At 56.4% G+C, this 20,797-nt stretch carries 19 protein-coding genes; 6 read left to right on the top strand and 13 right to left on the bottom strand.

What is annotated here, in order from left to right; translation table 11 throughout:
• Positions 1–8: 8 nt before the first annotated feature.
• The 8 genes from nuoK to nuoD are packed head-to-tail and all read right to left on the bottom strand — an operon-like array spanning position 9 to position 8,090.
• The gene (gene nuoK / locus CI070_RS07955) at positions 9–326 is read right to left on the bottom strand and encodes an NADH-quinone oxidoreductase subunit NuoK (RefSeq protein WP_094136491.1); all 318 of its coding nucleotides are present in this window, start codon (positions 324–326) and stop codon (positions 9–11) included.
• 25 nt (positions 327–351) lie between these two features.
• Entirely contained in the window at positions 352–1,062 is a 711-nt protein-coding gene (locus CI070_RS07950; RefSeq protein WP_179218404.1) for an NADH-quinone oxidoreductase subunit J, read from the bottom strand.
• A gap of 28 nt (positions 1,063–1,090) precedes the next feature.
• Positions 1,091–1,654 carry a NuoI/complex I 23 kDa subunit family protein gene (locus CI070_RS07945; protein WP_094136489.1) on the bottom strand — a complete coding sequence of 188 codons (564 nt, stop codon included), beginning with the start codon at positions 1,652–1,654 and terminating at the stop codon, positions 1,091–1,093.
• A gap of 35 nt (positions 1,655–1,689) precedes the next feature.
• Entirely contained in the window at positions 1,690–2,958 is a 1,269-nt protein-coding gene (locus CI070_RS07940) for a complex I subunit 1/NuoH family protein (protein WP_094136488.1), read from the bottom strand.
• Between the two features lie 35 nt (positions 2,959–2,993).
• Entirely contained in the window at positions 2,994–4,730 is a 1,737-nt protein-coding gene (locus tag CI070_RS07935; RefSeq protein ID WP_256943557.1) for a molybdopterin-dependent oxidoreductase, read from the bottom strand.
• A gap of 52 nt (positions 4,731–4,782) precedes the next feature.
• Positions 4,783–6,183: an NADH-quinone oxidoreductase subunit NuoF gene (nuoF, locus tag CI070_RS07930; RefSeq protein ID WP_094136487.1), complete on the bottom strand. Its 1,401-nt coding sequence runs from the start codon at positions 6,181–6,183 to the stop codon at positions 4,783–4,785.
• A gap of 31 nt (positions 6,184–6,214) precedes the next feature.
• Positions 6,215–6,796, bottom strand: coding sequence for an NADH-quinone oxidoreductase subunit NuoE family protein (locus CI070_RS07925; protein WP_094136486.1), 582 nt, complete (start codon positions 6,794–6,796; stop codon positions 6,215–6,217).
• A gap of 49 nt (positions 6,797–6,845) precedes the next feature.
• Complete coding sequence (gene nuoD / locus CI070_RS07920; protein WP_012420649.1) at positions 6,846–8,090, bottom strand: NADH dehydrogenase (quinone) subunit D; 1,245 nt, start codon at positions 8,088–8,090, stop codon at positions 6,846–6,848.
• Positions 8,091–8,511: 421 nt separating this feature from the next.
• On the opposite strand from nuoD, the gene CI070_RS07915 reads away from it, so the two are divergent.
• Entirely contained in the window at positions 8,512–9,867 is a 1,356-nt protein-coding gene (locus CI070_RS07915; protein ID WP_094136485.1) for a DUF6056 family protein, read from the top strand.
• 10 nt (positions 9,868–9,877) lie between these two features.
• Here CI070_RS07915 and CI070_RS07910 read toward each other — a convergent pair whose 3' ends face one another.
• Entirely contained in the window at positions 9,878–11,344 is a 1,467-nt protein-coding gene (locus tag CI070_RS07910) for a polysaccharide deacetylase family protein (RefSeq protein ID WP_094136484.1), read from the bottom strand.
• 190 nt (positions 11,345–11,534) lie between these two features.
• On the opposite strand from CI070_RS07910, the gene CI070_RS07905 reads away from it, so the two are divergent.
• Together CI070_RS07905 and CI070_RS07900 are read left to right on the top strand one after the other, a co-directional pair.
• Entirely contained in the window at positions 11,535–13,148 is a 1,614-nt protein-coding gene (locus CI070_RS07905; RefSeq protein WP_094136483.1) for a putative Na+/H+ antiporter, read from the top strand.
• Positions 13,149–13,172: 24 nt separating this feature from the next.
• Positions 13,173–13,775: a riboflavin synthase gene (locus tag CI070_RS07900; protein WP_094136482.1), complete on the top strand. Its 603-nt coding sequence runs from the start codon at positions 13,173–13,175 to the stop codon at positions 13,773–13,775.
• Between the two features lie 198 nt (positions 13,776–13,973).
• Here CI070_RS07900 and CI070_RS07895 read toward each other — a convergent pair whose 3' ends face one another.
• A complete protein-coding gene (locus CI070_RS07895; RefSeq protein ID WP_094136481.1) occupies positions 13,974–14,834 on the bottom strand; it encodes a 50S ribosomal protein L11 methyltransferase in 861 nt (286 codons plus the stop codon).
• On the opposite strand from CI070_RS07895, the gene CI070_RS07890 reads away from it, so the two are divergent.
• Positions 14,833–15,147, top strand: coding sequence for a hypothetical protein (locus CI070_RS07890; RefSeq protein ID WP_094136480.1), 315 nt, complete (start codon positions 14,833–14,835; stop codon positions 15,145–15,147). The genes CI070_RS07895 and CI070_RS07890 overlap by 2 nt on opposite strands.
• Positions 15,148–15,202: 55 nt before the next feature.
• Here the strand turns inward: CI070_RS07890 and CI070_RS13590 are convergent, their stop codons facing one another.
• Positions 15,203–15,574 (bottom strand): hypothetical protein, encoded by a 372-nt coding sequence (locus CI070_RS13590; protein ID WP_179219367.1) that lies wholly within the window; start codon positions 15,572–15,574, stop codon positions 15,203–15,205.
• A 1-nt stretch (position 15,575) separates the two neighbouring features.
• Between CI070_RS13590 and CI070_RS13585 the strand changes: the two genes are divergently transcribed.
• On the top strand, positions 15,576–16,109 hold the full coding sequence (locus tag CI070_RS13585; protein WP_218824890.1) for a PEP-CTERM sorting domain-containing protein: 534 nt from the start codon (positions 15,576–15,578) through the stop codon (positions 16,107–16,109).
• A gap of 333 nt (positions 16,110–16,442) precedes the next feature.
• Here the strand turns inward: CI070_RS13585 and CI070_RS07880 are convergent, their stop codons facing one another.
• A complete protein-coding gene (locus CI070_RS07880; RefSeq protein WP_179218403.1) occupies positions 16,443–18,302 on the bottom strand; it encodes a 4-alpha-glucanotransferase in 1,860 nt (619 codons plus the stop codon).
• Between the two features lie 384 nt (positions 18,303–18,686).
• Here CI070_RS07880 and CI070_RS07870 point away from each other — a divergent pair, with 384 nt between their 5' ends.
• Positions 18,687–19,298, top strand: coding sequence for a hypothetical protein (locus CI070_RS07870; RefSeq protein ID WP_094136476.1), 612 nt, complete (start codon positions 18,687–18,689; stop codon positions 19,296–19,298).
• 115 nt (positions 19,299–19,413) lie between these two features.
• On the opposite strand, the gene rimO is transcribed toward CI070_RS07870, so the two are convergent.
• Positions 19,414–20,772, bottom strand: coding sequence for a 30S ribosomal protein S12 methylthiotransferase RimO (rimO, locus tag CI070_RS07865; RefSeq protein WP_094136475.1), 1,359 nt, complete (start codon positions 20,770–20,772; stop codon positions 19,414–19,416).
• Positions 20,773–20,797: the final 25 nt, after the last annotated feature.

The following is a 20,797-nucleotide window of genomic DNA, read 5'->3' as shown; positions in this document are numbered from 1 at the left end:
TGTTGCTCTTAATCTTTCAGCGTGTTGAGATTTTGCGTGCTGGCCGTGCGCCTGGCCCTGTACAGGGAGACGATGAGGGCCAGACCGATGGCCACTTCCGCCGCGGCGATGGTCAGGATAAAGATGGAGAAGGCCTGGCCGTCATAGTTGGGCAGGCCCATGGTGCCCTGGGCGCGGGAAAACGCTACCAGGGACAGGTTGGCTGCACTGAGCATCATTTCCAGGCACATGAAGATGACGATGATGTCGCGCCGGACAATCACCCCCATCAGGCCGATGGCGAACAGGACGCCGGAAAGGATCAGATAATGCGTAAGAGGTATCATGGTGATGGCTGTGGTAAGGGGTTCTTTATTTTCCGGAGGGGCGGCGGCTCAGCACGACGACGCCGATGGAGGCCACCAGCAGGGCCAGTCCGGCGATGACCAGGCTCCGGTTATATTTGTCAAACAGGGTACGGCCCAGCAGGGCGGTGTCCGGGAATTCTCCGTTGTCTATCTCCGCACGGATGGTGGTGCCTTCCGGATAGAGGTGGGCGGAACATTGGGGAGAAAGGGGAGGGAGAATGACGGAAGGGACTCCGTTGTTGCGAAGGCCGCAGGCGGGAGCTCCCATTCCGGTTTTGGAGGGGGCTGCGTTCTCCTGTCCGATTTTCAAATCGTTCCAGGCCTGTTCCGCGCCGGCCATCGGGCAGCGGTGCGTTTCTTTGGCGCCGGGCAAAGAATAGATGATGCCGATAAGCTGGCCCAGGAAGAGGCCGGCGATGATGACTCCGATGGCGACGGAGAAAGGCCTGCTGAAGGGGGATGTTTCCTGCTTCACATTCAGCAGCATGATGATGAACGCGAAGAGCACCATAATGGCCCCGGCGTATACAAGGATCTGGAGAATGCCCAGGAAGTGGGCTCCCAGCCCGATCATGACGGCGGCGGTGGCTCCAAAGGAAAGAGCCATCATCATGGCGGAGGAGACGGGGTTGCGCATGAAGACGACCATCAGGGACAGGACCACGGCCAGGGCCCCGAAAACGTAAAAAAGTATGTCGCTGGCAAAAATGTTCATAACGTACGGGAAATGGAGTGTTCGGGGGTTATTTGTATTGGTTCCACTTGTTGACCAGCCCCTTGCGGGTGCCGCCCAGTTCATAGAGCTTGGCCTTGTTGTGGATGGCCTGGGTTTTATCCGTGGGGGTAAACAGGTAGTTATGGCTCATGAAGATGGCCTGTTCCGGGCAGGCTTCCTCGCACATGCCGCAGTAGATGCAGCGCAGCATGTCAATCTGAAATTCCCTGGGGGCTTTTTCCACTTTGCCCCACGGTCCTTCCTGGATGGGGCCGGGGGTGATGGTGATGGCGCGGGCCGGGCAGATGAATTCGCAGAGCTGGCAGGAAACGCAGCGTTCACGGCCGTCTTCGCCTTTCACCAGCACGGGGGCTCCGCGGTAATATTTCGGCAGATGTTTGTCCCATCTGGCTTCCGGATACTGCATCGTAACGCCGATGCCGGAACCGGCCAGTTCTTTTTTGTTGCGGGATTTGCCCAGCAGAGCCAGAACGAGGTGCTTGATAGTGAGCCAAAGACCGCCAAGAATGGATTGCAGATAGAACCGCTCTCCAAGGGAGATCTTCGGACGCTTGATCGTTTTGAAGGCCATAATAGTGATGTTGTCGGAATGAAGAAGGGGGGAGATTACTTGACGAAGTACAGGATGGCGGCTGTAAGGAAGATGTTGATGACGGCCAGTTCAAAGAAGACCATCCAGCCGAGCTTCATCACCTGGTCATAACGGAAGCGGGGGAGCGTCCACCGCACCCAGACGAAGAAGAAGGCGAAGAAGAGAAGCTTGAGCACATATGCGATGAGCTGGCAGATGACCGCCACCCAGTTGGCTACGTGTTCGTTGAGCCAGCCGTCCAGGCCGAAGCCGATGGACCAGCCCCCCAGGAACAGCGTGATGACCAGGGAGGACCCCACCACCATGGCGGCATATTCCCCCATGAAGAACTGGGCGAATTTCATGGAGGAGTATTCCGTATGGTAGCCGCCCACAAGGTCCGTTTCACATTCGGACATGTCAAAGGGGGTGCGGTTGGCTTCCGCGAAAATGGAAGTGAGGAAGATGATGAAGCTGATGGCTACGGGCACCAGCAGTATCCAGCGCTGCCAGCTCAGGCCCTCGCCCCACACGGGAAGCAGAAGCCAGCCGTTGGCGGCCTGGTATTCCACGATGTTGGACAGGTCCAGCGTGCTGTAAATCATCAGTACGGGGATGATGGACAGGCCCATGCTGATTTCATAGGAAATCATCTGGGCTGAGGAGCGCACGCCTCCCAGGAAGGGGAATTTGGAGTTGGATGACCATCCGGCCAGCACCAGCCCGTACACGGAGAGGGAGGAAATGGCGAACATCCAGAGGGGGCCTACGCTGAGGTTGGCCACCGCCATGTTGACGTTGCCGTAAGAGGTCTGAAGGTCTCCGGCGAAGGGAACGACGGCTGCCGTCATCAGCGGGGGGGCAAGCACCAGAATGGGGGCGATCCAGAAGTACACGCGGCGTACGAAGGGCGGCGTGAAATCCTGCTTCAGGAACAGTTTGCCGCCGTCCACCATGGGCTGCACGAGACCGAAGACGGGGATGTCGCGGTCCAGGCGGAAAAAACGGCACAGGTTGGCGATTTTGCCGTCATGAGGCAACCCGAAGTAGTCCAGCGTCTTTTTGAACGGCAGGTCGGATTTCATGCCGAAGCGGCGGAAGATGCTTAACGGAATGCCGGCGCGGTTGGGGCCCACGCGGTCCTGGATCCAGGCGGCCACCCGGCGTTCAATGTACACGCAGACCGGAATAAACAGAATAGTGATGGCAAAACAGATGACGATTTTGATCAGCAGAGTGATGATATAAAACCACACAGGGTTGCTGAGCACCTCGTCGCAAAAGGTTAGAATCGAATCAATCATGGCGGATTAACAGGTTGTGTGCGTGTGAAGTGTGATTAGCGGCCCTGGTTTTTTTCGCGTTCCACCACGGGAATGGTGACGCCGGTTTCCAGAATGGGCTGGCCCCCGTCTCCGATGGAACCCCAGGAGACTCCATTGAGCGCGCCGTATTCCGTGCTCATGGCGGTGAGGATGTCCAGGGCGGAGTTGAAGTCTTTCAGAGCGGGATTGCCGCCCAGCAGAAGGGTGATGTCTCTGAAAATCTGCCAGTCGTCCCGGGCGTATCCTATGGGCTGGATGGCGCGGTTCAGGCGTTGAATGCGGCCCGTGACATTAATCATGGTGCCGAATTTTTCAGCGTAGGTGACGCCCGGCAGAACCAGGTCCGCATGGCGCGCCGTTTCATTGGCGCTGTGGGCGGTCATGAACAGGTAGTCCAGCTTGTCCAGGTCTTCCGCCGTGAAGCCTGCTTCCGGAGAGGTGAGGTCTTCCCCCAGGGTAAGGATGCCCTTGACGGAGCCGTTGCGCACTCCTTCGCGAATGGCGTCCAGCCTGGAACCGGGTTCGATGCCCAGCACCAGCCTGGCCCCGTTCGTGTTCGGGTTGCGGTCCGCAGAAATAAGCATGCCGTCGCTTTCTCCCACGCGGGGAACGATGTCCACCATATCCGTGCCGATTTGGGCGGCCAGATGGCGGACCATGTAAAGCTCTTCATTGGTCATGCGGCCGGAGGCGATGATGGCGAGCTGGTTCGGGGCGATGCGTTTGACGGCTTCCGCGGCGGAAACCAGGGCCGGCTCCCAGGTGGAGGGGCGGTGGGGCGCTTCCGCATCCGTACGGATGACGGGCTGGGGAATGCGGGTTTCCGCATTGATGTATTTGTAGTTAAGGCGGTGAGAATCCGGCATCCAGCAGGAGTTTACGGCATCATTCTGGCGCGGGGTAATGCGGTACACCTTGTCTTCCCTTGTCCAGAGGGTGATATTGGTGCCCGTCCCGCAGTCCACGTCAATGGTTTTGGTTTCCTTCAGGAACCAGACGCGCATTTTAAAGCGGAAATCCTTGGAGGTGAGGGCTCCTACCGGGCAGAGGTCCACGGTGTTCATGGAGTAGTTGCTGTCCAGCTCGCGGCCGGGATAAACCGTGATAGCGTTGAAGGTGCCGCGTTGGGACATGGTGAGCACTTCATCGTGCATGATGTCGCGCATGAAGCGCACGCAGCGGCCGCAGAGCACGCAGCGTTCCTGGTCCAGGTTTACGCGCGGGCCAATGCTCAGGTTTTTCCCTTTTTTGGTCTTTTTTTCTTCAAAACGGCCTTCCACCTGACCGTAGTCGTTGGAGTATTCCTGAAGCTTGCATTCCCCGGCCTGGTCGCAGATGGGACAGTCCAGAGGGTGGCTGGTGAGCAGGAATTCCATCACGCCGCGGCGGGCTTCACTGGCCAGCGGGCTGTCCGTGCGGATGCCCATGTTTTCCGCCACCGTGTTGGCGCAGGAGATGATGGGGCGGGGCATCCACTGGATGCGCTGGTAGCCGTTTTCATCATAGGAGGGCGTCTGGCCCGGTGCGAGCCTGGGCGGCATCCCCTGTTCCACCATGCACATGCGGCAGGAGCCGGCGACAGCCAGCTTGGGGTGGTAACAGAAGCACGGAATGGGCACGCCCACAGAACGGCAGGCGTCTGCAATCCGCGTGCCGCGCGGGAACCGGTGCCACGTTCCGTTGATTTGGACGTTCACCTTGCCTTCCGCTGCGGCAATGTCTTTGGGGAGTTTGGAAGCTTCTTCACTCATGATGACGGATGGGAGAGGGATGGTTTTGAGAACTGGTGTTGCGTGCTGCTGTTTAGCGGGTGAGGAAACGGTTTTGCTCCCTGCCTTCCTCCGTGTGGGGCAGACAGGCGTTGAAGGGATCCGTCAGGGCCACGAATTCCTCCTTGAACTTGGAGACCATGGCCTGGGTGGGCCAGGAGGCGGCTTCACCGAAGGCGCAGACCGTTTTCCCTTCAATCTGGTTGGCCACTTCAATGAGCAGATCTACGTCCGACGGGGCGGCTTTCCCTTCCAGGATGCGGGTGCTGAGTTTCATCATCCACGGGCAGCCTTCCCGGCAGGGGGTGCACTGTCCGCAGGATTCATGGGCGTAGAAGCGGTTGATGTTGTTCATGGCCCAGGGCATGGAGCGGGAGTCGTCCATCACGATGACCGCGCCGGAACCGGACATGGAGCCGTGCTGGGCGATGCTGTCCAGATCCAGCGGAATGTCAAAGAAAGTGATTTTCCCCATGGTGCCGTCCGGATTCTTCACTTTGTATTCCGCATCCGTGCGCATGACCTTGGAAGAGGAACCGCCGGGTATCACGGCTTTGAACTGGCGCCCGTCCCGCGGGCCGCCGCAGACGTCATACAGCAGTTCGCCGAAAGTCATGGAGCCGGAGATGATTTCATAGAACCCGGGACGTTTAACGTCGCCGGAAACGCCGATGATGCGGGTGCCGGGGGAACGTTTGGCCCCCTCCTGGCTGTAAGCTTCTCCACCCATGGCCATGATGTGCTTCACCTGGCAGAGGGATTCCACGTTGTTGACAATGGTGGGGCAGCCGTACAGGCCGATGGCGGCCGGGAAGTAGGGGGGTTTGATGCGGGGATAAGGGCGGTCCCCTTCAAGGGAGTTGAGCAGGGCCGTTTCCTCACCGCAAATGTACGCTCCCGCCCCGCGGTGCAGGTGGATTTCCAGATCATAGCCGGACCCCTGGATATTGCTGCCCAGGAAGCCGCGTTCGCGGGCTTCCTGAAGAGCCTTGAGCATGATTTCCGCGGCGATGGGAAATTCTTCGCGCAGGTAGATGTAGGCCTGATGCGCCCCTACCGCGTAGCTGGAGATGACCATTCCTTCAATGAGCTGGTGGGGATCCTGGTGGACAATGTAGCGGTCCTTGAACGTGCCTGGTTCGGATTCGTCACAGTTGCAAACCAGATAGACAGGTTTCGTGTTGTTCGGCGGAATGAAGGTCCACTTCACGCCGGTGGGGAACCCTGCGCCGCCACGGCCGCGAAGGCCGGATTTTTTCACCTCGTCAATGACGGCCCTGGGCTCCATGCCGAGCGCCTTTTTCAGTTCTTCATAACCGCCGTCGGCCAGATAGCAGTCAATGGACGTGTTCCAGCCTTCGCGGTTAACGTTTTTCAGGATGCGGCGCGTTTCCCTGGGGTGGGGTTCTTTACCGGGAAGATAGGTGATGCTCATGGCGAAAATCTGGTGCGGGGATGGAAAAGGATTAGGCGTTCTGGTATTTGGCGATTACTTCCTCCAGCACTTCCGGAGTGACTTTTTCGTACAGGAGGTCGTTGACCATCATGTTGGGGCCGAAGCCGCAGTTGGCCAGGCATTCCACTCCCTCCACGCTCCACAGGCCGTCCGGGCTGACTCCAATGGGGTGGTGATGGTCAATGCCGTTTTTGTCAATGCCCAGACGCGTGCAGATGGCGTCGAACAGGCTGTCCGCCCCCGCCATGGCGCAGGAAAGAGTGCGGCATACGCGGATGTGGTTTTTTCCAGGGCACATCTGGCGCAGACCGGGATAGAAAGTCACCACGCCCAGAACATGGGCGGCGGAGATATTCAGTTTCTCACCCACCCAGGCGATGGCGTCTCCGCTGATGAAGCCGAACTTTTTCTGGATTTCATGCAGGATGGGCAGCACGGCGGATTTCTGCTTGCCTTCCGGGTAATGCGTAACGTATTCGCTGGCGGCGGCGTCAAGTTCCGGCGTTACTTCAAAGGCCGGGTAGAACCGTTCGCCCGGGCTGGGCTGGTGGGCGATAGTCGCGTCGATGGCGTTTTCAGCGTAATCGGACATGGGGAGAAAGTTTGGTGTTTGCGTTAAAGTGGATGAGAGTGGCGGGTGTTTAACGGTCGCATTCGCCCATCACGAAGTCGAAGGAGCCGAGAATGGCCGGAACGTCGGAAACCAGGTGGCCTTTCATCAGTTCCGGCAGGATGGACAGGTTGCAGAAGGAGGGGGAGCGCATGCGCAGGCGGTTGGGAAGTCCGCCTCCCTTGGAGTCCAGGAAGAAGCCCAGCTCTCCCTTCGGGTTTTCCGCAGCAAAGTAAACCTGCCCGGCGGGGGCGTTCACCCCCATGGTTGTCGTCATGAACTGGCGAATCAGGGATTCCATGTCCGTCAGGACTTTTTTCTTTTCAGGCAGCGTGCCTTTGGTGTCCACCATGTTGATGGGGCCGTCCGGCATGGTTTCAATGACCTGGCGGATGATGCGCAGGGACTGGCGCATTTCTTCAATGCGCACGGTAAAACGGTCGTAGCAGTCTCCGTGTTCGCCTACGGGGACGTCGAATTCGTAATTTTCATATCCCAGATAGGGGGTGAGTTTGCGCAGGTCCCGCTTAATGCCGCTGGCTCGCAGGTTGGCCCCCGTAATGCCCCAGGAAAGCGCTTTTTCACGGCTGATGACGCCTACGCCCTGAAGACGGTCAATGAAGATTTTGTTCTTGAGCAGGAGCGCTTCCGTTTCATCAAGGGTTTTGGCCGCTTCATCGCAGAAGACGAGCACTTCCTTGAGCATTTCATTGGGAACGTCGCGCGTCTGGCCGCCGATGCGGGTGTAGGAGGAAGTGAAGCGCGCCCCGGTGAGCTGTTCGTAAAAATTATGGATTTTTTCACGTTCCTCATAACAGTACAGGAAAACGGTCATGGCGCCTACGTCCATGCCGTACACGCCCACCCCCAGGATGTGGGAGGAAAAGCGGGAAAGCTCCAGGGCCAGTACGCGCAGGGCCTGTCCACGGGGCGGCAGTTCCCAGCCCAGCAGTTTTTCCACCGCGCAGGCATAGGCGATGTTGTTGGACAGGGGTGCCAGGTAGTCAAAACGGTCGGTGTAGGGAACAAACTGGTTGTACTGGATGGTTTCGCCGATTTTTTCCATCCCGCGGTGCAGATGGCCAACCACCGGATCACAGCTGATGATTTCTTCACCGTCAAGTTCCAGCACCAGGCGCAGCACGCCGTGAGTGGCGGGGTGGGAGGGGCCCACGTTCAGGGTCATCGTTTCTCCGAGCGGTTCGGATGTATTGGTGAGATAGTCTGCGTTAGCGGCTGTATCTGCAATGGCGAAAGTTTTGGTGCTCGTCTTCATGTGGATGTCCGTGCCTGGCTGAACCTGATAATGGTGCCGGATGATTATGCCACTTCACACCATGCGGGCAAGCCAAATGTCAGTTTTTTTGGCATTCCGGGAAGGTAGTGCGGGAGTCTCCTCAACTGATGAATGTTAGATTATTCTAATAATGAGCTTTTATCCGGAACCTGCCGAATATGGGAAAAAGCGGATTGGGAATCCGGAGTCAACCTACAAATTTGAGAAAAAATAATTTAATGCAAATTTGATCAGTTATTTCCGAATGGTAGGTCCGGGCAATCAGGTCTGCCGGATATACGGGTGGACGTGTCCGAACGCAGCAAAGGAGAATCTTTTTCCTTTGTAGCCGCCCCTCCCCGGCATAGCCCTTTTCGGGATTCGCTTTATATGCGGATTCCCAATCCGTTAGGAAAAAAGTATGTTGAAACCGAGGAAAATTTTTGTCTTTCCCATTGCTGTAACATTTTCAGTATTATTTATTTTATATATTATTTCGTGGTTTTCCCCTATTGCCGGGGATTCCTTTATTCACGACAGGACAGGGTACCTTGGACAGTTTCATATCCACCATGTCTGGAAGGCCTGCGTGGACAGCTACCTGTATTGGAATCCCAGGCTGGGGGAGATGGCGGCGTTTTTTATTACTTCTGCTCCCCGGCTGGTCTGGACGGTTTTGAATCCCGTGTTTGTGCTTGCCCTTATTCTCGGCCTTTATGTGCTCGCTTTGGGGAGAATGCCCAATCTCCGGAGGGAGTGCGGCGCCTGGACATGGCTGTTTGCTTTAAGCATGTTCGTTTCAGCCGGTGTAACTGTTTATTATGTTTGCCTGACGCGCGCAGGATCCATGAATTATGTGTGGACTGGATGCCTGATTGTGTGGTTCATGAATATTTACAGAACCAAGTGGGGGAGGCGGGCGACCTCCCCTCAGTGGAGCCTGTCCTCAGGATGCCTGATTTATGGGATTTTCTGCGGCGCCTGTAATGAGGGGGCGACGATAGGAATAGCGACGGCGTTTTGCACCATGGCCGCAGTCAGCATGCTCCGAAACCACAGGGTGGACGCTTATGTATGGTGCGGGTTTGCCGGTGTTGTTTTGGGAGGCCTGTTTCTATTTACCGCCCCCGGGCTGTACTCGCGGCTTGGCCATGATTTGGGAGCGAGTGAAGTTTTGAGGAAGGGCGGTTTTGGCGCTTATGCGGAGTCTTTCGGGATATTGCTTTATTACCACGCGAGGATGTTGTGTAAAATATATGCCGTTTCCGCAGTATTAACGGGGTTTTTGCTGTTCAGCGGCATGGAGCGGTGCCGGGAAGTAATCAGGAAGGAGAAGGAATCCTTCTTTTATCTTCTTTTTTTATTGTTGCTGGGGCTCATCATGTCCGTTTGTTATTTTCCGGTGTGCATTCCCGCCCATCATGTCCAGTTCGTGTCGTCCATGCCTGTTTTAGCGGCGTCAACCGTGTTGTTCTCCGTATTGTACCGGAATGGAATCATGGTGCGTGGACTGCGCTCGGTGACTGCATGTCTTGCCGGTGCGACTTTGCTGTTTGGGGTGATGTTCGTCCTGGAATATTATCATGTAGGCTCTCTGGTTTTCCAGAGAGAGGAGTTGATTCATGAGGCTCTTCAAAAGGAGAATCTGGAACCGGAAGTACCTTCCATTTCTCCTCTTTTCTTTGAGGGAAAAGTGTCCGGGACGGATGGAAATTGGGGAGGGCCGGATACCAACCGCCGGTTTGGCATCCGCAAGCTGGTGGTGAAAAAGCCCTGAGGGAAGATGTCTATTTGACGATGTTCCGGGGAGTGAAGTGCATTTCCTGTTCCTCAATGCCGAATTGCCAGGTGGCTGTCTGCCACATGTTGGCAGCAGGATTTTTCCAACGGACCTGGACGGTTACGGGGCTGAGCCGCAGGGGACGGGATGGAGTCCATTTCAAAATTTTTTCCTTGGCGTCGTACCGGGCGTTTACCAGGCCGAAGCCGGAGATGCGCATTTCCATCTGCCTGGGGTCCAGGGAGGGTTCCCCTGCCAGGGAAATGGATATATCGGGAGTCTGGTTTTTCACCACGGTATTGGCTGCCGGATAAACGGGCTGGGCCGGAGCCGGGTAGGAATTCAGCTTTTTGCCGCTGCCGCCGCCAGGGGTGGCCGCCGGAGTTTCCGGAGTAGAGGGAACGTTGAAATTCACGGCTCTGGTGAATGTCTTAGGGTCTTTGCCGAAGACCATGTAGCGGTGAATCCGCCAGCGGTCCGTGTCCTTGGTCACTTTTTTGGGAATTACCGTAAAGGCCGCCTGGAATCCGGCTTCTTCCGCCCTGGAGATCATTTCCGGCAGGATGAAGCCGCCCGGATAGCAATAGGCCTCCACGGAAGAACCGGGGAATTTTTCCTGAAGGATTTTCCGGGAATGGCCTATTTCCGCCGTTGCCAGCTCCTGAACCGCCTGGGCGCCTTTACGCTGGGCGGCACGCCAGGATCTCGGGTACAGGTGGCTGATGGAGTGGCTGCCCAGGGTGGCGCCGTTATCCAGCATTTCCTGAATCTGGGCGGGGCTCATGGCCGAACCGCGGCCCGTGATGAATTTGGTGTATGGGAAAATGGTAAAGGGGAATCCCGTTTCTTTCAGGATTGGGTAGGCGTCCGTGTAAACGCTCTTCCAGCCGTCGTCAATGGTGATCATGACGCATTTGGCCGGAAGCTGCCTGTCCCCCAGTTTCCATTCCAGGAATTCCTTCATGGAGATAACGGGCACTCCGGACGCTTTCAGCGCCCGCATCTGGGAGCGGAACACATCCGTATTCATGCGCATCTCCGTAGCGGGAAGGGTGCGGCTGAAATCATGGTAGCCCAGAATGGCTATGCGGGTTTCATGCTGAGGGACCGGAACGGAGGAAAAGGCCGTGGAAGGGATGACGAGGGGCGCCACCGCAGGTTGTGCCGGGGCATGCAGGTTCGTTTCCCCGGGGATGGGTTCCGCGTTCGGGATGGACTCCGCCTGGGGAGCGGAAGAGCCTGTCTCTCCGGGAATGGGTTCCGCTATGGGGATGTATTCATCCTTGCGGTTGGCTTCAATCAGGTCCCTGACGGGAACGATGCCGGAGGCCGGGTCTCCCTTGACGGTTCCCCCGATGACCGGGCCGGGGGCAAAGGGAAGGGGTGACGCCGGCGGCAGGTCGGGCGGAAGCTCCGCACATGCGGCACCGGCTGCGATCAAGAAAACGGAGAGGAGGCCTGGGACGGAGCGCATATCTGCAACTACTATTTTTAAGTTTTCTGTTCAACCTTAAACTCAGGCAGGCATGACAGCCTGTTCTGTGCCGCGCGCGTTTTTCCGGGGCCTGTCTGGATTTTCCCGCTGAGCGCGTTTCTGTTAAAAAGCATGCAGACTCATTTTCCGCTCGCGGAAGAAAGGAGAGGCGTTTAGTCTGTCCGCAGACATGATCTGTATTTGTCATTTCTTCAAAGTTCTGGCGCGCCGTGCGGGTCTGCTCACTATCATCGCTGCCGCCGCTTTTTTCCTGGGGGCTCCCGCCGGTGAGGCTTCGGCCCGCGCGGCGGCTCCCGCTTATCCGGCCGCGGAAGTGGGGGGGGAATCCCAGTACAGCCATTTTCCCATTCCCCTGAATCAGTACAAGCCGGTGCCGCCGGATGCCGGCCTGTACCAGGTGCTCAGTGAACGCAACAAGCAGTCCGGCGGTTTCAACCTGGCCGTGACGCTCGTTTTCTTCGGGGCTATTATCCATACGTTTCTGGCCGGCCGCTTTGAGCGTTATTCCCATAAGCTGGCCCTGCGCTACAAGGAAAAGCTCAAGGAAACCAATTTCCGCGTGATGCATCCGGAAGAGCGCCTCCCGGTTTCCTTCGCGTCCGCCATTTTCCATTTCCTGGGAGAAGTGGAAGCCGTGTTCGGAATCTGGCTTATCCCTTTTATGTTCGTGTGCTGGAAATATTATTCCTTTGAGGATTTTTCCGCCTACTTGAATTATGATTGTTCCTTCACGGAGCCGATGTTCGTGATGATTATCATGATTATCGCTTCCTCCCGCCCTATTTTCAAGCTGGCGGAGTATGTCGTGAACTGCGGCGCCAGGCTTGGGAAGGCCACGCCGGGCGCGTGGTGGATTTCCGTGATGTGCCTGGCTCCCCTGCTGGGTTCTCTGATTACGGAACCCGCCGCCATGACGATCGGGGCCCTGATCCTAAGCAAGAAATTTTACGACCTCAAACCGAAGAAAACGTTGATGTACGCCACTCTGGGGCTGCTCTTCGTGAATATTTCCATCGGGGGCACCCTGACGCATTTTGCAGCTCCGCCCGTGGTGATGGTGGCGGAAAAGTGGGACTGGGGGCTGGCGCACATGATCCAGCATTTCGGATGGAAGGCCGTTTCCGCCATCGTCATTTCCAATTTGGCGTATTTTCTCCTTTTCCGCAGGGAGTTCGCCCGCCTGGCTTCCCAGCAGAGAGAGTTTGACGAGTTTGACGACGCCGTTCCCCAGTCCTGGGAAGACCGCAATGACAAAATACCGCTGTGGGTGACCCTGGCGCATGTCTGCTTCCTGGTCTGGACGGTTCTTTTCGCCCATGAGCCGGTCATGTTCATCGGCAGTTTCCTGTTCTTTATCGGTTTTACGCTGGCTACGCCGCAATACCAGAACCAAATGTCTCTGCGCGTGCCCATTATGGTGGGGTTCTTCCTGGCGGGGCTGGTCATTCTGGGCGGCGTGCAGGCCTGGTGGCTGGAACCGGTGCTGACGCGGCTGGGGGACTACGCCATGGTCGGGGCTACGCTGCTGACGGCATTTAATGACAATGCCGCCGTCACCTTCCTGGCGTCCACGGTTCCCAACCTGCCGGAAGCCGTCAAGTATTCCGTGGTGGCGGGTGCTGTGACGGGCGGCGGCCTGACGGTCATCGCCAACGCCCCCAACCCGGCCGGGCAGGCCATTCTGGGTAAATACTTCAAGGGCATCAATCCCCTGTGGCTGTTCGCCTGGGCGGCTTTTCCCACAGCCATCGTGTTCATTTTCTTCACCTGCTTCGGCCATTAAGGCCCGGAGCGGAATGTCACTCTTATGTTTACCGGACTCGTTGAAACAACAGGAACTGTGGAAGGGTTTACGCCTATTAACGGCGGAGCCCGGCTGACGCTGGCCATTCCGTTCGGCCGTGAACTTTCCCTAGGGGATTCCGTTGCCGTCAACGGATGCTGCCTGACGGTGGATGCCCTGGAGGGTGAACGCATCTCCTTTGATCTTCTTTCCCAGACTCTCCGCGTCACCAGTCTGGGAAACCTCAAGCCGGGGGGGCTGGTTAATCTGGAACGCGCCATGTCCGCCATGGACCGTTTCGGCGGCCACTTCGTGATGGGGCATGTGGATCATACCGGCACGATTGCCGCCCTGGAGCCCGTAGGGCAGGACCACCGTCTGGAGGTGCGCATTCCGGAGGAACTAACCCGCTATTGTATTGACAAGGGTTCCATCACCATTGACGGCATTTCCCTGACCATAGCCAATTTGAACGGTTCCCTGCTGGAGTTCTGGATTACTCCCCATACTTTCGGCCGAACGAATCTGCAGGATGCCGTTCCCGGCCAGCCGGTGAATCTGGAAGTGGATATGCTGGCCAAGTATGTAGAGAAACTGTTTTCTGCCCGTGAACGTGCGGAAGGATAGCCCTGCCCGTAAGGAGAAACAAATGCCGGGCATGCCAGGGATGGTTTTTCTCTGCCGGGCTATAAAAAGGCATTCCTGTTTTCCGCAGAAGAAGGGAAGGGCTGCGGAGATTTTCGAACAGGAAGCCGGGACATTTCTGTTCCGGTGAGAGAAAGGCCGTGGGAGGGGGGCGGAGAAAAATGCGGAAGGTTCTGTTTGCTACCGGGCCATGCCGCCTTTTGCCGTGATCCATTTGCCGCGTTTGACGACCTGTTCAAAGAACAGCCCGTGGCGTTCCGCTGCCTCTTTCGTTTCTTCCCACTGGGAGGCCAGAATGCCGGAGATGACCAGCGCGGCATTCTTCTTCATGGCGGCGATGATATGCGGAAAAGCTCTTTGCAGGATAGTTGAAAACAGGTTGGCGACGACAAGATCCCCCTGATGGGATTCCGAAGGCTTCCATTCGAAGACGTCTCCCACAAATAAGTCCAGCTGTTCCGCCGTGACGGCGTTGCGGACCATGTTGTGCCGGGCCACTTCAATAGCCATGGGGTCAAAGTCGAAAGCCGTGGCGTGCTCCGCCCCCAGCTTCAGCGCCGCCATAGCGAGCACGGCGGTGCCGCAGCCTATATCCGTCATGGTCCATGATGTTTTTCTGCGGGATTTGGCAATGTCGCAGATGAAACGCAGGCAGGTGGATGTGGTAGCGTGGTCTCCTGTTCCGAAAGCCATTTCGGCGGGGACGCTCAGGATGCTGCGCGAGGGGAACTGCTTCCGCAGGGCGGCCAGATTTTCCGGAGAGCTCTGTTCCGTAATGACCAGGGTGTCTCTTATTTTGAGCGGAGGGCGTTTTTCCCGCTTTTGGGCCGCCACCCAGTCCTGCGTCCTGACTTCCCGGACGGTTCCTCCAAAATATTTTTTCAAAGCCAGGGCGTCTTCTTCATCATCGCAGTAAACGGTAATTCGGACCGTTTTTCCCCCTTTGATTTTTGTAATCACGGCGTTCGGATTCCCGGCGATGCGTTCGCTCCACGCGTCTTCCCATTTGGCGGCGGAAAGTTTGTTCCAACTCCATGTCATGCAGAAAGTATGGGATTTTTCCGGCAAGGAGGCAAGAATGGATTGCCAGTGGCGGCGTTTCCACTTTCCTGGGCTGTGGAACTCTATTGTTAAGAAATTGATTTGTTTGAAGAAAAACATTAAATATCAATTAATAATAAATTTTATTTCCAGTGTGGACGCGAATTATGAATCCGTATATAAAGGGAATCCTGGGATGGAAGGGCTTGCGGAATTTCCTGATGCCTTGGGCAGCATAACCTTTCCGTCGTGTGAGAAGAACTTTATCCATAAAGGGAGAGAAGCTTTTTCAAAATCCGGCGCTCGAAAATAACAGGGTAAATAAGCATTAAATTGTTTTTTATCAAATTTGAGTGTTGACGGCGGATTCATAATCCGTTAACATCCAAAAGCCGTCTAGGTTTTTTAATTGTAAAATCGATTATGAAGAAATCATTGTTTTTATTGATGAGTGCTGCCTTGTTAGGAAGCGCTTCCGCTTCTTCCGTATCATGGACTGGTGGAGCAGGAACTGAAAATTGGACAGATGCGGCCAACTGGGATACCAATGCTGTCCCGGGCAATGGCGATACCATTAGCATCAGCGGCGCTTCCGTTAATTGGGAAAAAACCGGAGGTTCCATCTTTGGTAATTCTTCCACCATTTTCAATCTAACCGACGGAGCAACGGTTTCTCTGGGAAACTTAACCCCTTCTTCATCAATTCCCAGCAGAAATCCCCGGTTTGACGGGCAATTCAATGTGGGAGAAGGAAGCGTTTTGAACGTCAATGCGCTGTTTGCGTACGGCACAAGCCGGATTGACGGGACGGTGAACGTTTACAATATCTTTGATCCGGGCGCCAACCATTCCATGGTTTTTGGTGTTCATGGCGTGATCAATTACATGTCCGGCTCCATGAATGGGGTGGAAGGCAATAACCGCACGACGACCATTTCCGCTTCCCTGAATACCGGGATAGTAACAGCGACATCTACATATGGTCTTGAAAAGAGGTATTTGATTTGCGGGGCTGAAGAAGAAGCTTTCAACACAAATCTTTATCAAACGTGGAACCTTGCAGCGGGGACAATAACTGGAACCGATGGAGGCGCGCTGACTTCTACTGAAGGAGAGCTGACTGCGACAGCCGAGGATTTTGGCAAATATCATCTGGGTACTGACGAGAAGGGTGTGTATGTCCAATATGTGGCCGTTGTGCCGGAACCTGCCACAGCCTCCCTGAGCCTCCTGGGGCTGACTGCTCTCATGATGCGCCGCCGCCGATTGGCATAGAAATATATATTATTTTTCAGCTTGCCGCTTTCCTGACAGAAAATACAGGCAGGAAAGCGGCGTTTTTTATTTTGAACCTGTTGAGCAGGTTGGGATTCGCCTACGCCGTTTGTTCCATTGCCTGGGCGTTTCTTTTTTGGGTGGAGCTTGTCTGCTGCGCGTTTCCGGTCCCGTTGAATTTCTCCCAGGCTCCAAGGCAACAAGGAAGGGCGCGTCGTATCTTCAACCTCCGCCTCCCGAACTGGTCAGCCATTGTCTTTTCCTGTTACCCAGGGAAGGGAAGACCAAAAACCGCCGTAACGGGATGAAAAAGATGCGGCCGCCGGCTGTTGGCTATAGGGATTTGCCGTTCGGCCACATCAGCATCCGTTTCAGGAAGCGTTCGTTGTTGACGGTGATTTTCGGGAAGAGGCGTTTGCTGGATTCCTTGAGCGCCCTGATGGCGTCTTCACCCTGCAGCGGCATGCGGCCGGAGCCGTCGATGATGGTGCGCAGCCAAGCAGTCTGCGGCATGCCGCATGCTTCCACGGCCTTGAAGGGCATGCGCTCCCTCCAGTTGGTTCCTCCCGTAGTGCCGGGAATATTGAGGCGTTTGTTGATGCCGAAGAGGGCAGGCCAGAGAATGGCCGCATAACGGGAACGGGAACGGAACAGGGCGTTGTACATGGCCGTTTTGATTTCCTGGTTCCAGCAGGAAAGCCAGGTTTCAGGCTGCATGCCGGAGAAATCCGCAAACCATTTCAGCAGGCGCGCTCCGTCCTCCGCCTGGCGCACGATGTTTTCCTGTTCCGGGCCGGACGGCGTTTTGGGGGAGCCGTCCTCCCACAGTCCCAGCTTGCGGGCGCGTTCTATTTTCGCGTAGCTGTCGTTCCATGTCTGCATGATGGTTTCAAAGTCATGCGTTCCGAACGCCGCAAAGGAGCATTCGTGATACTCCTGTCCGGACGTAATGGTTCCGTCCTCCTTGATTTCCCAGTGAGGAATCTTGAAACCGGGGATATCCAGCTGGCGCATGTTCGGGCGCACGTAATCCGGAACGCAGCCCAGGTCTTCCCCCACCACGCTGACGCCGGGAGCGGCGGAAAGCAGAAGGCGCAGATACAGGTCTCCGTCCGCCAGGTTCATGTTGCGGTCCGCAGCATTATCATCCCCGCGGGGCTTGAAGCCGGGCAGCCTCCCGCCCGTCCTCTGGGCAGCCTGATCGTGGGAAAGAGGCAGGAAGTCCCCGTTTTCCGTGGGTTTCCACGGGAAGGAGTAAATGCGGTAAAATCCCAGGATGTGGTCAATCCTGTACATGCTGAAAATCTTGGTGCAGTACTTTACCCTGCGGCGCCACCAGGCGAAGTTATCCTGAGCCATGACATCCCATTTATACAGCGGAATGCCCCAGTTTTGCCCCCATTTGGCCGTGAATGGGTCTTCCGCATAGCTGCCTTCCGCCGGGGCTCCTCCGCACCATTCCGTGTCAAACAGGTGGCGTTCAAAAAAGACGTCGGCGCTGGAAAGGGAAACGCCAATGGGGATATCCCCCATCAGCTTCACATTGCGTTCGTCCGCATAAATGCGGATGAATTCCCACTGTTTTTCACAGAGCCACTGGAGCCAGCGGGCAAAGTCCTTTTCCTCCTCGTAATCGGCGGCAATGGCCTTGGCCCGCGCCGGATCCTGTTCCGGCCAATGCCACCAGATTTCCGTGCCGAACAGGTCGCAGAGGACCTGAAAACAGACAAAGTCTTCCAGCCAGCTTCCCTGTTCTTTCACCCATTCCCTGAATTTGGGCATGATGCATTCATATTCCGGCTTGGTCTTGAAATTGTTCCAGGCTCCCCGCAGAATCCACATTTTCCAGAATCTGACCTTGGGATAGTCCACCAGATCCGGGCCGGAGGGCTGTTCCCACGGCAGCGTGTCCCCCGTTTCATTGAATACGCGTTCTTCCAGGCCGGGGATGGTCCAGGGTTCCAGGGAAAGGTACAGGGGTTCCAAAGCTACGGAGCTGATGGCGGAATAGGGGGAGGGGCATTCGTCCCTGCCCAGGGCGTTGACGGGGAGCAGCTGAAGGAAACCCACATGGGCATCCGCCGCCCAGTCAATCCATTGGCGCAAAGCCGTCAAGTCACCGATGCCGTGGTCATTGCTACGGCGCAGGGAGAACAATGGCAGAACTACGCCGGCTAATCTTTTCTCATCCATATCAGAACGCATTACTTGAGCGGTTCCTCCGGATAGACCTTCGTCAGCCGTTGGAACAGTAAGCGCCAGAATAGCATTTCCGGTGGGAAGGCAGCAAGCTTAATACGTTGTCTTTGCGCCATGCTTTGCGGTTTTTCCTGGGAAGTGGAGCAGGGGCGGGCGCCGGTAAGGCAGGCTGTTTGTTTTCCGCCGCGGGAATAAATGCCTTACCGGGAATCCGGTTATTTGCCCGGGAGGCCGGTTCGGGAGCGGCATGGTTTTCTCTGCGGAAACAGCATGAACAGGAGGGAAAGGCGGAATTTTTCTTTTAGAAACAGCCTCCGGCGGAAACAGGCGCAAATTCTGCTTCCATCCGTAAGCCGCGGCAATTAAGATAATCCGCAAATGAAATTGCTTTTTCCCTTTTCCGCTCTGCTGGTGCTGCTGGCCTCCTGCGGTCCGAACAAGCATGTGAATGCCTGGGACCGCCAGAGTTCCGCGTTGGATCCCGTAGGAATCACTTCCAAGAAAATGGCGGCTAAAAACAAGGCGGAACAGGCATTTTACAAGCCTGGGGAAGCCGTTACGTTCAAGAAGGACAGAATGATGGTGTTTGAGCAGAATCCGGAAAATAATTTTTCCACCAGCGGAACCGTCAGGGGTGGTGTGAAAACCGGAAAGGTGCTGGTCTGCGGGGATTTATTCGCCAAAGTTGAGTTTGAAGACGGCAGCCAGGGCTACGTGAGCCTCTCGGAGATTGTTAATCCGCAGGAAATGATGAGTTTTTATCCTGTTTCCGCCTCCGATATGATTGGCCCGGACGGTGCCTTGCTTCCTTTGCCCTCCAATATGGGCGCCGTCAGTCCGGAAGCCGCCGCCGCTTCCCGTGAGCTGGATATATCCCGGATGAATACCTCTCTGGTTCCTGTTCCGAATTCCGTTTCTCCGTCGGGAGCCGCGCCTCAGGAAGCGCCTCCGGAAAACGTTCCCCTGCCTGAATCCAGCGTGAAGCAGTAGGGCCTTTGAGGAAAAATCCGGAAAGCCGGGCGGAAAACAGGAGGCAACATATGCAGGCCTACGCTCCGCCCGTGTTTTTGTCCCCGGTTTCTTTCTGCCGGGCAAGGAAGTAATCTTATTCCGCCGTCAATTCATACGCAACGGCATCCGTTACGGTGACGGTGGCGAATTGTCCGACGGGCAGCGTCAGAGGAACGGAAACGGTTCCGTCGATGTCCGGAGCATCCCATTCCGTCCTGGCGACTCCGGGTGCATCCACCAGCACGCGGATTTGTCTGCCTATTTGCTCCTGGCCCGTTTCCGAGGCGAGACGCGCCAGCAACATGGTTGCTTCATTGTAACGGCGCGCCTTGGTGCGGTGGTGCACCTGGTTGGGCATCTTGTAGGCTTTTGTCCCTTCCTCCCGTGAGAAGGTGAATATGCCGGCGCGTTCAAAACGAAATTCCTCGATAAACTCCATCAGCTCCTGATGGTCTTCTTCCGTTTCTCCGGGGAATCCGGTGATGAAGGTGGTGCGGATGGCGATGCCCGGAACGGCTTTCCGGATCTTCCGGAGCAAGGTGCGGATATAGTCTCCGTCCGTTACGCGCTGCATGGCGTCCAGCATGTTATCGGAAATGTGCTGGAGGGGGATGTCTACATAGCGGGCCACTTTGGGGCATTCTGCGATGGCGGCGGTCAGTTCGTCGCTCCAGTGGGCGGGGTGGGTGTAGAGCAGCCTGATCCAGAATTCCCCCTCAATGGCGTTCAGGGCGCGGAGCAGGGAGGCCAGGGACTCTCCGCGGGAGGAATCGACCGCGCTGCGGCGGTTGGGGCGTTCGTCCGTCCATTTATCCATGCCGTAATAGGTGATGTCCTGCGCGATGAGGCAGATTTCCTTCACGCCGGACCGGATAAGGGCTTCCGCTTCACGCACCACGTCCTGCTGGGAACGGCTGCGGTGGCGTCCACGGATCATGGGAATAATGCAGTAGGCGCAGCCGTGGTTGCAGCCTTCCGCTATCTTGATGTAGGCCGTGTGCGGCGGGGTAAGGCGGTAGCGCGGCGTGTTCCAGTCAGGAACGTACCTGCATTTCCCTTCAATGAAATTCCGGTCCTGTATGGTCCGGTTCATCACTTGAGTGATAATTTCCGGCAGTTTGGTGATTTGATCCGGACCGATAAAGGCGTCCACCTCCGGCAGCAGGGCGGGCAGTTCCTTGCGGAAACGCTGGGACAGGCAGCCCGCCACGATTAGTTTCTGGTTTTCCGGATAAGCCCCGTTTTCCCGGGCGCGCACGATGTCCAGAATGGCGTCGATGGCTTCCTGCTTGGCCTGGTCAATGAAAGCGCAGGTATTGACTACCATTACGTCCGCAAGTTCCGGTTCCGGAGTCATGGTCATGCCGGCTTTTTGCAGGTGGCCGATCATGATTTCAGAGTCAACCAGATTCTTGGGACAGCCCAGGGAAATGAGTCCAACGGTGAGAGGCATGGCAGTAAGTAGGAAGCGTGATGGC

The organism is Akkermansia muciniphila, from assembly GCF_900184965.1.
GTDB lineage: Bacteria > Verrucomicrobiota > Verrucomicrobiia > Verrucomicrobiales > Akkermansiaceae > Akkermansia > Akkermansia muciniphila_A.
The sequence above is the reverse complement of the archived record's forward strand: the minus strand, read 5'-3'. Positions and strand labels throughout refer to the sequence as shown.

Coding starts and splice junctions, on each gene's coding strand:
- CI070_RS07925 (WP_094136486.1), bottom strand. CDS start 6,796: ATGTCCGATTACGCTGAAAACGCCATCGACGCGACTATCGCCCACCAG.
- CI070_RS07900 (WP_094136482.1), top strand. CDS start 13,173: ATGTTTACCGGACTCGTTGAAACAACAGGAACTGTGGAAGGGTTTACG.
- CI070_RS07935 (WP_256943557.1), bottom strand. CDS start 4,730: ATGAGTGAAGAAGCTTCCAAACTCCCCAAAGACATTGCCGCAGCGGAA.
- CI070_RS07905 (WP_094136483.1), top strand. CDS start 11,535: ATGATCTGTATTTGTCATTTCTTCAAAGTTCTGGCGCGCCGTGCGGGT.
- CI070_RS07915 (WP_094136485.1), top strand. CDS start 8,512: ATGTTGAAACCGAGGAAAATTTTTGTCTTTCCCATTGCTGTAACATTT.
- nuoF (WP_094136487.1), bottom strand. CDS start 6,183: ATGAGCATCACCTATCTTCCCGGTAAAGAACCCCACCCCAGGGAAACG.
- CI070_RS07950 (WP_179218404.1), bottom strand. CDS start 1,062: ATGAACATTTTTGCCAGCGACATACTTTTTTACGTTTTCGGGGCCCTG.
- CI070_RS07880 (WP_179218403.1), bottom strand. CDS start 18,302: ATGGATGAGAAAAGATTAGCCGGCGTAGTTCTGCCATTGTTCTCCCTG.
- CI070_RS07895 (WP_094136481.1), bottom strand. CDS start 14,834: ATGACATGGAGTTGGAACAAACTTTCCGCCGCCAAATGGGAAGACGCG.
- nuoD (WP_012420649.1), bottom strand. CDS start 8,090: ATGAAGACGAGCACCAAAACTTTCGCCATTGCAGATACAGCCGCTAAC.
- nuoK (WP_094136491.1), bottom strand. CDS start 326: ATGATACCTCTTACGCATTATCTGATCCTTTCCGGCGTCCTGTTCGCC.
- CI070_RS07945 (WP_094136489.1), bottom strand. CDS start 1,654: ATGGCCTTCAAAACGATCAAGCGTCCGAAGATCTCCCTTGGAGAGCGG.
- CI070_RS07870 (WP_094136476.1), top strand. CDS start 18,687: ATGAAATTGCTTTTTCCCTTTTCCGCTCTGCTGGTGCTGCTGGCCTCC.
- CI070_RS07940 (WP_094136488.1), bottom strand. CDS start 2,958: ATGATTGATTCGATTCTAACCTTTTGCGACGAGGTGCTCAGCAACCCT.
- rimO (WP_094136475.1), bottom strand. CDS start 20,772: ATGCCTCTCACCGTTGGACTCATTTCCCTGGGCTGTCCCAAGAATCTG.
- CI070_RS07890 (WP_094136480.1), top strand. CDS start 14,833: ATGCAGAAAGTATGGGATTTTTCCGGCAAGGAGGCAAGAATGGATTGC.
- CI070_RS07910 (WP_094136484.1), bottom strand. CDS start 11,344: ATGCGCTCCGTCCCAGGCCTCCTCTCCGTTTTCTTGATCGCAGCCGGT.